Annotated in this window: 10 protein-coding genes; 1 reads left to right on the forward strand and 9 read right to left on the reverse strand. The window is 58.1% G+C overall.

Annotated features, from left to right (window positions below):
• Nucleotides 1–19 precede the first annotated feature (19 nt).
• Both STSP2_RS15400 and STSP2_RS15405 read right to left on the reverse strand, forming a co-directional pair.
• A complete protein-coding gene (locus STSP2_RS15400) occupies nucleotides 20–1,348 on the reverse strand; it encodes a M56 family metallopeptidase (protein ID WP_146663620.1) in 1,329 nt (442 codons plus the stop codon).
• A gap of 22 nt (nucleotides 1,349–1,370) precedes the next feature.
• Complete coding sequence (locus tag STSP2_RS15405; protein WP_146663621.1) at nucleotides 1,371–1,763, reverse strand: BlaI/MecI/CopY family transcriptional regulator; 393 nt, start codon at nucleotides 1,761–1,763, stop codon at nucleotides 1,371–1,373.
• Nucleotides 1,764–2,041: 278 nt separating this feature from the next.
• Here STSP2_RS15405 and STSP2_RS15410 point away from each other — a divergent pair, with 278 nt between their 5' ends.
• A complete protein-coding gene (locus tag STSP2_RS15410; RefSeq protein ID WP_146663622.1) occupies nucleotides 2,042–3,097 on the forward strand; it encodes a class I fructose-bisphosphate aldolase in 1,056 nt (351 codons plus the stop codon).
• A gap of 91 nt (nucleotides 3,098–3,188) precedes the next feature.
• Here STSP2_RS15410 and STSP2_RS15415 read toward each other — a convergent pair whose 3' ends face one another.
• From STSP2_RS15415 to STSP2_RS15445, 7 genes are all read right to left on the reverse strand, one after another.
• Nucleotides 3,189–4,562 (reverse strand): hypothetical protein, encoded by a 1,374-nt coding sequence (locus STSP2_RS15415; protein WP_146663623.1) that lies wholly within the window; start codon nucleotides 4,560–4,562, stop codon nucleotides 3,189–3,191.
• Between the two features lie 73 nt (nucleotides 4,563–4,635).
• Complete coding sequence (locus STSP2_RS15420; protein WP_146663624.1) at nucleotides 4,636–5,736, reverse strand: sugar kinase; 1,101 nt, start codon at nucleotides 5,734–5,736, stop codon at nucleotides 4,636–4,638.
• Between the two features lie 15 nt (nucleotides 5,737–5,751).
• Entirely contained in the window at nucleotides 5,752–6,435 is a 684-nt protein-coding gene (locus tag STSP2_RS15425; protein ID WP_146663625.1) for a bifunctional 4-hydroxy-2-oxoglutarate aldolase/2-dehydro-3-deoxy-phosphogluconate aldolase, read from the reverse strand.
• Between the two features lie 75 nt (nucleotides 6,436–6,510).
• Nucleotides 6,511–7,272, reverse strand: a complete 762-nt coding sequence (kduD, locus tag STSP2_RS15430) for a 2-dehydro-3-deoxy-D-gluconate 5-dehydrogenase KduD (RefSeq protein WP_146663626.1) — start codon at nucleotides 7,270–7,272, stop codon at nucleotides 6,511–6,513.
• Between the two features lie 28 nt (nucleotides 7,273–7,300).
• Nucleotides 7,301–8,131: a 5-dehydro-4-deoxy-D-glucuronate isomerase gene (gene kduI / locus STSP2_RS15435; RefSeq protein ID WP_146663627.1), complete on the reverse strand. Its 831-nt coding sequence runs from the start codon at nucleotides 8,129–8,131 to the stop codon at nucleotides 7,301–7,303.
• Nucleotides 8,132–8,191: 60 nt separating this feature from the next.
• Entirely contained in the window at nucleotides 8,192–11,590 is a 3,399-nt protein-coding gene (locus STSP2_RS15440; protein WP_146663628.1) for a glycoside hydrolase family 88 protein, read from the reverse strand.
• An 11-nt stretch (nucleotides 11,591–11,601) separates the two neighbouring features.
• Nucleotides 11,602–12,366, reverse strand: coding sequence for an IclR family transcriptional regulator (locus tag STSP2_RS15445; protein ID WP_146663629.1), 765 nt, complete (start codon nucleotides 12,364–12,366; stop codon nucleotides 11,602–11,604).
• Nucleotides 12,367–12,465 lie beyond the last annotated feature (99 nt).

Consider the following 12,465-nt stretch of genomic DNA (forward strand, 5'->3'; position numbering starts at 1 on the left):
AGATTTATGTTTCTTGCCGTCACAACCTTTGCAGGTATGGATTTGGGAGGGGTTTGTTGTCTTCGGTGGTGATGGTGCCTGAGACGGTTATTTTCTGGTCCTCGGGGAGAAGGCTTGTATTGTCGGAGTAGTCTTCGCTGATCTGCTGCATGGTTTGGGCACGCTGCTGGGGGGAGAGGTTTTCGCCGACGTATTTGAGGGTGGATTCGGTCGCTTTATGGAAATAGACGAAGGCGAGGATGAAGAAGGCAATGACGATGACGGAGGGTATGATGCCGGGCCGGATCGCGGCGGAGCGGTAGGTTGGTGTGAGGAGACGTTTTATGCGTTCGGTGAGCTGGGGCGGGTTTGCGGAGGAGAAGGCAGGTGCGACAGCTTTGGTTTTGTGTGCTGAGGCGAAGTCGAAGAGGAGGCGGGCGTAGTCGCGGGGTGTGATGCGGCTGCTTAGGGCGCTACGGTCGCAGGCGGCTTCGCGTTCGAGGCGGATCTGGCGGCCGATCCACCAGGTGGCGGGATTGAAGAAGAGGAGGGCTTCGATGAGCATCTGGAGGATGGTACAGATCCAGTCGTGACGTTTGATGTGCATGAGCTCGTGGGCGAGGACGGCGCGGAGCTGGTTTTCGTCGAGACCCGTAATGAGGGACGCTGGGAGGATGATGACAGGTTTGATGAGGCCCACGGTGCAGGGGACGAGGACGCGGTTGGAGAGTGCGAGGGTGATGTTTCTGGCGATGCGGGCGCGGGAGGCTAGAGCTGTTAGGACAGCGTTGCGGTCGGGGTCAGTGTCGGGCGTGAGGGAGCGTTTGAGGGTGAGTGTGCCGGTGAGATGGGCGAGGAGGCGGATGAGCATTGCGGCGACGCCGAGGATGTAGGCGGTGAAGAGGATGCGGGGCCAGTGGTGTTTGAGGGTGGTGAGGGTGGATGCAGTTACGTGGTGTTCGGAGGATTTAGCTGGTGCCGGTTTTGCGGATGCGGGCTGTGTATCGGGGTTGGTGCCGTTGTTTTGCGAGATCGGGGGTTCGGCGGGCAGATCGGCGCCGTTTGCGTGGGCTTGCGGCTGGGTTTGTGTTTGTGTCTGTTTTTGGGCCCGGGGGACGTATTCGGTTGTGGTGTATGAGGGCGCGGGGGTATCGAGGCTGATGAGTGAATAGGTGAGGATGGGTGTGGCTGCGAGGATGATGATCGCGAGGAAGGAGACGGCGTAGCGGGTTGCGGGTGCGGAGCGGGAGCTACGGAGGTATAGCCAGAGGAGGAGTGCTATAACGGTGCCCTGCCAGAGGCTGTGGGCGAGTGCGAGGGTGGCGGTTCGGATGAGCTGGTCGGTGAAGATGTCTAATATGGCAGACATGGGGGCTCCGTTTATATGCAGGTTATTTCTTTTTGCTTTCGATGAGCTGTTCGAGTTTGGCGAGTTCGGCGTCTGTGAGTTTTTCGCTGCCGAGCAGGGACTGGACCATGCTGACCTTTGAGCCGTTGAAGATATTGCTTGCGAGGCGTTTCATTAGGGGGTCGACGACGGCACGGCGGGGTTTTGTGGGTTTGTAGATGTGGGTGTTGCCCTGGCGGGTGTGGGTGAGGAGGCGTTTCTTTTCCATGACCTGCATGACGGAGAGGACGGAGGTGTATGCACGCTGTTTGCCATCGGGAAGGGAGTTCATGACGTCGCGGACGGATGCGGGGCCTTTGTCCCAGAGGACGGATAGGACCTGGAGTTCGAGTTCGGATGGGCGAGAGTTTTCTTTTTGACTTTGTTTTCGCGGCATGGGGTTTTCTCCTTTTTGCGGACCCGGGACTCTACTGTAATTGCCGTAGCTACTGTAAACATAGTAGATCGTGGCGTAATGTCAAAGAATAATTTTATATTTTCTGGAGATTTGCGGGATTTTATGGACTTCACAGGGATGTGGGGCGGTGGCGGTTAGTGAAAAATAAGGATTATCCTAATACGATGTATTTGGGGTTCGTTATATAATCGTTGGCGAGCGTGCTGTGGCGTTTGTATGGTGCGCGTTACTGGTATAGTCAATTGAAAGGGAGCGATATGAGTGTTGACAGGATTGCGGAGATACTTGGCGGTGAGGCGGATGCATTGCTTGGGCATAAGTGTTCGACGGTGGGTAAGGGGCAGTTGGCTGTGCCGGGGCCTGATTTTGTGGATCGGGCGATGGCGGGGTCGGATCGGCCGGTGGCGGTGCTGCGTAACATTCAGACGATGTTCGATCATGGTCGGCTCGGGGGGACGGGGTATCTTTCGATCCTGCCGGTGGATCAGGGGATCGAGCATTCGGCGGGTGCGTCTTTTGCGCCGAATCCGATCTATTTCGACCCGGAGAACATTGTGAAGCTTGGGCTTGAGGGCGGATGCAATGCGGTTGCGTCGACCGTGGGGGTGCTTGGAGCGACGTGTCGGAAGTATGCGCACAAGATACCGTTCATTGCGAAGATAAATCATAACGAGCTGCTGAGCTATCCGAATACGTATGATCAGAAGATGTTCGGGTCGGTGCGGCAGGCGTTCGAGATGGGGGCGGTCGGTGTGGGGGCGACGATCTATTACGGGTCGGAGGAGTCGCCGAGGCAGATCGAGGAGATAAGCGAGGCGTTTCAGATGGCGCATGAGCTGGGGATGTTTACGGTGCTATGGTGCTATCTGCGGAACTCGGGGTTCAAGAAGGACGGGGTGAATTATCAGACGGCGGCGGATCTGACGGGGCAGGCGAATCATCTTGGGGTGACGATCCAGGCGGATGTGATAAAGCAGAAGCAGCCTACGTGCAACGGCGGGTTTGAGGCGATCGATGTGGGGAAGACGCATCCGCTGGTTTATGAGAAGCTGAGCAGCGACAATCCGATCGATCTGACGCGGTATCAGGTGGTGAACTGCTATATGGGCAAGGCGCCGCTGGTGAACTCGGGCGGGCCCTCTGGTGAGAACGATCTGCAGCAGGTTGTGAAGGCGGCTGTGGTGAACAAGCGGGCCGGCGGTGCAGGAATGATCACGGGGAGGAAGGCGTTTCAGCGGCCGTTCGAGGAAGGGGTGAAGATATTGAATGCGGTGCAGGATGTGTATCTGACCGAGGAGATCGGGCTGGCTTAGTGCGGTGAAGGACGCAGTGAGAGGATGAAACGAAATAGCCGGGAGCGCGGTTTGGGTGCGTTCCCGGTTTTTTTGTGTGTGTTTGGGGTGGTTATCTTGCGGTGTGGGCAGGTTGTGTTTTGCTGGTGAGCTTGTGGGATATGTAGTGCAGGGCGCAGATTATGATGATGCCTTCGGCGGGGAGTCTGAGGCGTGCGCCTCCGCCTGCGATGAATACGGGGCCGATGAGGTAGGCGAGGGTTGCTAGGAGGATGAGGAGGAAGGTGAGCTTTTTGTGTGTGAGCAGATTCAGGAGGAAGAGTGCGAAGGCGGCGTAGACGGCGAGGTGGACGGCGGCGAAGAAGAGGGAGACGTATTTTACGAGGGTTGAGTTTTCGGCCTTGTTGCGGGCGTTGGAGGAGAGGTACCACCAGCTTTTGTTGAAGTGCTGGAAAGCGGGGAGCCAGTGCGTTATGCCGAGCATTTTTGCGGAGCTTCCGGCCATTGCGCGGAGGGTTGTGAGGGGGTACTGTTTGAATATTTTGACGGCGGATTCGACTCTTTTGTGGTACTCGGAGGCGGGGTCGGGCTGGGCCTTTATCTCGGCGAGGTATTGCTGGTAGAGGTCCTGACGGTTCTGCTGGGTGAGGACGTATTTGCCGGTGATGTTGAAGGCGTTGATGCCGAGGACGTGGGAGGGGACGGCGGTGTTGTAGTGTTTGTAATTTTTTATGGTGGGGATGGCGGCGATGGCGGTGATGGGGATGATCGAGCAGAGGATGAGGGCGGCGTATTTTAGTGCGGGGGTTTTGTGGGTGCGGCAGTGCCGGACGGCGAGAGCGGTGAGGATGGCGAGGTGGAGGACGGGGAAGAAGTAGAGGGTTGGACGGACGAGGGAGGCGTAGCCGATGAGGAGGACCTGGGGGATGAGCCAGAGCCAGCTTCGGCGGATGATCATGAGCATTGCGGATGCGAGGCCTGCGTAGAAGGAAACGACGAAGATGAGGTCGGTGAGGACGTATGCGACGCGGGAGACGTAGGCACCGACGAAGAGCATGAAGATGAAGAGTGCGTTGAGCTGGCGGGTGGTGGAGGCGAAGAGGGTGCGGGAGATAATGCTGAGGGCCGGGTAGATCAGTGCGGAGACGACGGCCTGGAAGTAGATGAGGAGCGTGATCCAGTGGGTTGGGGAGATTTTCATGGTGAGGGCGATCAGTGCGGGGTAGCCCATGGTTCGGTATCGGTTCGGAGGGCCGAGGAGGCCGTGGCGGTCAAATTCGGAGAGGTATTTTTCGGCGGGGTTGACGTAGGAGATGGTGTCGGGGGCGATCCAGGTTTGCTGGGTGGTGGAGGTTTTGACGGCGGTGCAGGCTGAGTCGGTGTTCAGGACAATGGCTGCGAAGGTGAGGTGTATGCAGGCTCCGATGAGGAACTGCAGGAGGAGGGTTCTGCGTATGTTTTCATGGCTGGGCCGTGGTGTATTCACTGTTTTTCTCCGTTAGGGTGATGGGGAGATGATAGTGAATATGGGGGCTGTTGGCAAGTGCGGTTTTTGGAGATTATCTAGAGACTCGGGCGGATGCTCCATTTATTACGCGTTCTACTTCTGGGAGGGTTGCCATTGTGGTGTCGCCCGGGGTAGTCATTGCGAGGGCACCGTGGGCCGCGCCGTAGTTTACTGCCTGGGCGGGGGATTTGTCTTCGAGGAGGCCGTAGATGAGGCCCGATGCGAAGGAGTCTCCGCCGCCTACGCGGTCGTAGATCTCGAGCTGGGGGCGCATTGTCGCTTCGTGGAACTGCTTGTCGGCGTAGATGACGGCGCCCCAGTCGTTGCGGGTGGCGGTGGTTGCGTTGCGGAGGGTGGTTGCGACGACTTTGAAGTTGGGATATTCGGCGACGGCGTTTTCGATCATTTTCTTGAAGTTGGAGGGGTCGAGTTTTGAGAGGTTTGCATCGAGGCCGGGGACCTCGAAGCCGAGGGAGGCGGAGAAATCTTCTTCGTTGCCGATCATGACGTCGACGTAGGGAGCGATGGCGCGGTTGACTTCACGGGCCTTTTGCTGGCCGCCGATGGATTTCCAGAGGGAGGCGCGGTAGTTGAGGTCGTAGGAGACGATTGTGCCGTTTGCCTGGGCAGCGCGGGCGGCTTCGATGATGACGGGGGCTGTGTTTTCGGCGAGGCCCGCGAAGATGCCGCCTGTGTGAAACCAGCGGACGCCGTCGTTGGCGAAGATGGAGTTCCAGTCGATCTGGCCGGGTTGTATCTGTGAGGCGGCGGAATTGGCGCGGTCGGAGCAGCTCAGAGCTGCGCGTACGCCGTAGCCTTTTTCGACGAAGTTGAGGCCTACGCGGGTGTCGCGGCCGATACCGTCGAAGGGCTGCCACCGGATGTATTCGGTGTTTACGCCGCCCTGGAGGATGAGGTCCTCTAGGAGGCGGCCGACGGGGTTGTCGGGTATGGCGGTGACGACGGCTGCGCGTTTGCCGAAGCAGCGACGGAGTCCTCGGGCGACGTTGTATTCGCCGCCGCCCTCCCAGACGCGGAAGGAGCGGGTTGTGTGGATTCGGGTGTCGCCGGGGTCGAAGCGGAGCATTATTTCGCCGAGGGAGAGGATGTCGTATTTGCAGTTTTGTGCTGGTTTGATGTTCAGGACAGACATTTGAGGCTCCTGTGTCTATTCTTTCAGTTCGATTCTTATTGTGTTGATCGTTTCGAGGGTTTTGCGGACGGTGTCGGTGAGGGAGGCGTAGTCGCCTGCTGCAATGAGTTGTTTTGATACGAGCTTTGAGCCCATTCCGACTGCGGCTGCGCCGGCGGTGAACCATTCGCGAAGGTTTTCTGGGTCGGGTGAGACGCCGCCTGTCGGGAGGATGTCGGTGAAGGGCATCGGGGCGCGAGCGGCTTTGACGAAGGCTGGGCCGCCGACGGTGTTTGCGGGGAAGAGCTTGCATATTTCGACGCCCGCCTGGTGGGCGGTGTGAATCTCGTTGAGCGAGCCGCAGCCGGGGAGGTAGGGTATTTTGCGGGCGTTGCAGAGGCGTGCGGTTTCGGGGCAGAAGATGGGGGCTACGATAAAGTCCGCGCCTGCTGCGATGTATGCAGCGGCGGTGGGTGCGTCGAGGACGGAGCCTACGCCGAGGACGAGGTCGGGGCTGTCGGTGTCGCGGTGCTTGACGAGTTCGGTGAAGGGTTCGATGGCGCGGTCGCCGCGGTTGGTGAACTCGATGACGCGTGCGCCTCCGGCGAGACACGCGGAAGCGATCTTTTTGGCGGTGTCCGAGTCGGGGTGGTAGAAGAGCGGCAGGAGGCCGATCTGTTTTATGAGTGTGAGGGTCTGCATGCGTGAGTATCGTGCCATGATACGGTTCCTTTATTGAGATGGTGAAACCGGCAGGACGGATCGGGCCGCCCTGCCGATGGGGTTCAGCATTGGTTATCGTGCGAGCCAGCCGCCGTCGACCGCGAGGGTGTAGCCCTGGATGTAGTCGGCTGCGGGTGAGGCGAGGAAGACTGCTGCGCCTGCAAGGTCCTCGGGGGTGCCCCAGCGGCCCGCGGGGATGCGGCCAAGAATCTCTTTGGAGCGTTGCGGGTCTGCGCGGAGGGGAGCGGTGTTGTCGGTGGCCATGTAGCCGGGTGCGATGGCGTTGACGTTGATGTTCTGGTCGGCGAGTTCGTTGGCTAGGAGTTTAGTCAGGCCCATTACCGCGCTTTTTGAGGCGGTGTAGGACGGAACGCGGATGCCGCCCTGGAAGCTGAGCATGCTGGCGGTGTTGATGATCTTGCCGCCGCGGCCCTGTTTGGTGAAGATTTTTGCGACTGCCTGGGAGAGGAAGAATAGAGTGCGGATGTTGATATTCATCACGTCGTCCCAGTCGGCTTCGGTGAATTCGGCGAGGGGTGCGCGGCGGATGATGCCGGCGTTGTTTACGAGGATGTCGATGCCGCCGAGTTCGTCTACTGTTTTAGTGACGATGGTGTCGACGCAGGCCTTGTCGGATAGGTCGGCGGGGATGGTGACGCATTTGCGGCCTAGTGCTTCGACTTTGGCCCTGGTGTCGTCCATGTCGAGGATGTCGACTGCCGCTATGTCTGCGCCCGCTTCGGCGAGGCCGAGAGCCATGCCCTGGCCTAGTCCGCGTGCTGCGCCGGTGACGATCGCTGTTTTGCCGTCGAGTTTGAATTTGTCGAGTATCATTGTGCCTCCTGTGTTTGTGTTAATTTGCTTATTTTACCTGGTCGATGGTGATGTGGTCCATGTCGTCGAAGGCCTGGTTTTCGCCGCCCATGCCCCAGCAGAATGTGTAGGCTTTTGTGCCGACGCCTGAGTGGATGGACCAGCTTGGGGAGATGATCGCCTGTTTGTCGGCGACGGTGATGGTGCGTGTTTCTTCGGGTTTGCCCATGAAGTGGAATACGCGGGCATCTTCGGGGATGTCGAAGTAGAGGTACGCTTCCATACGGCGTGCGTGGGTGTGCGGGGGCATGGTGTTCCAGACTGAGCCGTCCGCGATCTCGGTGAAGCCCATGACGAGCTGGCAGCTTTTGACGCCGTCGGGGTGGATGTACTTGTAGATGGTGCGTTTGTTGCACTGCTCTTCGGAGCCGAGGTTGACGGCGGCTGCGTCTGCCTTGCGAGCCTGGGCGGTTGGGTAGGTCTTGTGTGCGGGATAGCTGAGCAGGTAGAAACAGGCTGGGGAGGATTTGTCTGCGCTTTCGAAGGTAATCTCTTTTGAGCCCATGCCTACGTAAAGGGCGTCGCGGTTTGCCATGTCGAAGGCCTGGCCGTCGACGGTGATCTTGCCGGCGGAGCCTACGTTGAGGATGCCGAGCTCGCGACGCTGGCAGAAGTATTGGGCTCTGAGTTCGTCAGCGGATGCGAGGGTGAGAGACTTTTCGACGGGGACAGCGGAGCCGATGACCGCGCGGTCGATGTCGGAATAGACGAAGTCTATCTTGTCTGATTCGAAGAGGGATTCGATGAGGAACTCAGAGCGAATCTCTTCTGTTGTCATGCGTTGAAATCTTACCGGATCTGCGGAATATCTAACCTGCATTGTGAAACCTCTTAATTTTGGAATAACAGTTTTCGTTGTTTTACAGCTATGATAATATCTTTATTTCCAACCCTTCGAGGCCTTTGGGGGGTTGGCCTTGTTTTTGGCGAATGTTTTAACGTATTTATCCCACTGTGCGCGGGTGTCGAAGTCGTTTGACTGATCCCAACCTGCGCCTGCGTAGTAGGTGATGGTTTGACCGTCGGTGACAGGTGTGACGAGCAGGCCGTGACCGTGGTCGTCGACAAAATTGACGTCCGCATCAGGGACGACGACTCCGCAGCCGATGGTGCCGTGAGCTGCATGGGGCGGCTGCCAGTAGGTCATCCAGCCTTCGGCGAGGTTGTAGGCGAGGTCGCCGCCGTCTTCGCGTTTGACTATACCTATGGCGACGGGAAGTTCGTTAGAACCAGCGATGTCAAAGGTGCTTTCGAAACGCGAAACGTTAGAGCCAAGGTCGATTGAGATGCGTTTGGTCTCGCTGACCTCTGTGCCGGCTGCATCCCAGGGTGCGAAAGTGAGCTCGAAGGTGGTGCGGATCGGGCCGTTGGTGATTACTTTGTAATCGGTGTAGTTGGAAGATTTGTAGAGTTTGTCATCGGTGTAGATGCCGATGCCGCCGCAACCGAGTGATGGGCCGACTTTGTAGAAGTCGAGGCCTTCGCCTGTGTTGTCGTGGTAATGTCCGTGCTCGTACCATTTGTTGATGACGGGGTAGCGGACGGATTTGGCCCATACGTCGACGCCGGAGGATACTTCGCCTGTGGCGGCGAGTGCGGGGCCGTACATGCGGAAGCCTATGCGGTCGTTTTCCCATGCGAAGTCGTCCTTGCGTTCGGGGACGAAGCGGCCGAAGGTGGTGTATTCGGATTCGGGGATGTCGTAGCTGTCTTTTTGGGGGACGACGCGGAAGATCTTGCGTTCGCCGGGTGCGAGGTCGGCCTGGAAGAGAAGCGTGTCGTCGTCAACAGTCTGAGTAACTTCGAAATCTTTGGTGTCGAAGTTGAAGACGGCGAGATCGTTGCCGTACTTATCCAGCGGCAGTTCGATGGTCTGGCTGTCGCGGAAAGTGGTGATCGGGTTCGCGACAGTCAGGAGGTCGCCCGCTGTGTGGACGGAGGCGATGGTGTAGACTTCGGAGCCTGCGAGGAGGAACGCGCCTACGCCGTAGATCTCTGTCATTTCGAAGGTTACCTTTTTGGGGTCGGCGCCGATGGGCTGGACGTAGCCGAGTTTACCGTCGGCGTGGATGGACTTGACGAGGCCTGCCCATGCTTTTTTGACGACAGGCAGATACTCGTCTTCATCGAGTATGCCGCGGTTTATACCCCATGCGAGGCCATAGGTGAAGAAGCCGCTAGAACTTGTTTCCGGTGCCGGATAGCTGCCCGGATCGAGCAGACTTGCGCGCCAGAGGCCGTCAGGCTGCTGTATGTCGGCGAGTTTTGCGGCCATTTCCTTGTAGAGCTTTATGTATTTGTCGCGGGTGGGGTAGTCCTGGGGCATGTAGTCGAGGACACGACATATGCCGCCGAATACCCAACCATTGCCGCGGCCCCAGAAGATCTTTTCGTTGTTTGCTTCGCGTCTGTCGAAGTAGCGGCTGTCACGGAAGTAGAGGTGTTCTTCTTCGTCGTAGAGGTAGTCCGTGGTCGCCCACCACTCTTCATCCATGAAGTCGATGTACTTGTCATCGCCTGTGACGGCGGAGAGACGTGCGAGGGTCGGGGGAGCCATGAAGAGAGCATCGCACCAGCTATATCTTTCCTGGGACTTACGGGAGAATTTCAGATCGGCGTAGGAACGATTTTTGATGACCCAGTCGAGACGCTGCTTTGTATGAGCGATCATTTCGGGGTCCTTCAGCCGTTCGAAGAGTTCGATGTACATCTGGCCGATGGCGTGATCGTCGGCGTGGTACTTTCGGTGACCGAGCTGCCAGTTCGTGTCGTTGCCCAGTTCAATGAGCCAGTCGGTGTATTTATCCGTTTCGGCCATCTGCGCCCATGCTGACATGCCGGCGGTGAGTGCGCCGGTGGTCCAGTTCGTCTTGGAGTGGCGGAGGGGATTTTCGAGCTGCCAGTCGGCGACCTTGGCCATTGCTTTTTCGATTTCGGCTGGTTCGATGGCTGTGCTGAGCGGTCTTGGTGGTACGTCCATGCGGATTGAGGTGTCGTAACCGCCGTTGCGAGCGAAATGAACGTATTTGCGGTTGTTCATCCAGAGGACGCGAGGGCCTTCGGTTTGTGCGGGATAGTCGCGGATGACGAAAGGTCGGACATTGTCGTTGGTGCTGTTGACAGTGACGGCAGTCCTGTTCCAAGTTTCTCCCTTGTCGGCGGTGGTCCATTTTTCGATCTCGAATGTTCCTCCGCGGGGTAATGCGAGGTAGACCGTAGATGGGTCGTTGTGGTCGAGTATGATGCCTGCGGAGTAGTGCGGTTCGGGTTCGCGTTTGCCCTGGGGGGTTTCGGGGAACCACTTGCCTGCTTTGCAGAGTTCGACGTCGAGCCACTTTTCACCTGTCCAGCGTGCATAGTGGTAGCGGTGGTCGGTTTCGGAGGGCAGGCGAGTGTAGACGATGACGGGGTTGCCGTCTGCGTCTGCTGCGGTGTCCCAGACCCATGCGCGGACGTTTGTTTCAGTTGCATCGTAGACGATGTCGGCGTCTGTATGGGCGATGGGTGTTTGGTCGATGTTCGCTATTTTTGTGCCGTCGGCTTTGTAGAAGGCGCCGTCGCGGTATCGCATGAAGAAGACGCTGTTCTGCGGTTCGCGGCGTGGGTGGCCGGTGGTGAAGGCGATGTCGAAGCGGTCGTTGTGGTTGGTACCAACTTTGACGTATGGGCGGCCGCCTGTGCTTGTGATGACCTGGGTTGGCTTTGCCCATGTCTTGCCTCCGTCGGTGGAGGTGGACATGGTGGGCTTCCAGTCGATGCCGCGCCAGAGGACGTACATCTTGTTGTCTTCTTGTGAGAGCTGCACGGGGTTGGAGTAGCAGACGCCGTAGCGGTTTTTGGCATTTGAGAAGCCGGGGTTGATGACAGGGCTCCATTCGGAGATGTCGAGCGGATTTTCGGAAATGCGGATGTACATATTGCGTCCGCCGTGGAGTGTATAGAAGACGACGAGGCGGTTGTCGGGGCGGATCAGGATGGAGGGATTGCAGTGGTCGTCTGCCTGGAACTTTTCGTGGAGGACGGTTTGCTGGGTTTCGCCTGTTTTGTAGTCGTATGTACCGACAACGATGGAGCCGTCTTTTGTGACCCAGCCCGCGTAGGCCTTGCCGTCTTTGTAGACTGCGCGGGGGTCGGAGAACCAGCACCATGCTCCGTCTTCGGTCATTGGCTGGTAGGCCTGGCCGGGGAGTGGCTGGTCGGGTGCTGCTGTGAGAGTGCCGGCTGTGAGCAATAGTGAGACAGCGATACATAGCAGCGACAAGGTTTTTGCGATTCTCATGTTACACTCCTTTAAATGTTATTATTGTGTCCGAGTTTTTTTGAGAGTTTATTTGCTGCGCCGACCACGAGGGCGGCGAGTTCTTGGGTTCTTTCGGGGGTGAAGCTGGATGTTGTGGCGGTTATGCCGAGGGCGGCGACGACCTGGTTTCGTCCGTCGAAAACGGGGGCGGCGAGGCAGCGTACGCCTGTGTGATATTCTTCGTCGTCGGTAGCGTAGCCGAGCTGCCTGATCTTTTCGGTTTCGGCCTGGAGGTCGGCGACGGTGCATTTGGTGTTGGCGGTGCGGTGTTCGAGCTTTACGTCGGCGAGAGTTTGGGCAAGACGATCCTTGAAGAGATACGCAAGGAAAACTTTGCCGGTGCTGGAACAGTGCATGGAGACGAGTGTGCCGGGTCTGGATGCGACGCGGACGGGGTTGGGTGAGTCGCAGACTTCGAGGATCAGCGATGAGGTTCCGCTCGGGATCGCAAGGTGGGCGGTTTGGCCGGTCGTTTGTGCGAGTTCCTGGATGACGGGTACGGCCTGATCGCGGACGTTGACGGAGCTGATCGCCCTGCCGGAGAGTTCGAGCAGGGTCGGGCCGACGTGGTATGTGCCGCCGTTCTTGGTTACCATGCCTTCGTGGCAGAGGGTGCGGAGAATTCTGAATGCGGTTGTCTTGGGTACAGCAAGGGTCTGTTCTATCTGGGCAGCGGTCATTCCTTTGTCGCTGGCCGCGATGCAGGAGAGCATGCGGCAGGCCTTGCTGAGATTTGGAATTATGTAATTATTCATATATGAAACCCTGCATTCTAATATGGACTCATTTAAGGGCGCATGGCGGAAAGTGTCAAGTGAAAATATTCGAGTCGTGGGGAGAAAACGGCACGGCGG

Source organism: Anaerohalosphaera lusitana (assembly GCF_002007645.1).
Classification (GTDB): Bacteria; Planctomycetota; Phycisphaerae; order Sedimentisphaerales; family Anaerohalosphaeraceae; genus Anaerohalosphaera; species Anaerohalosphaera lusitana.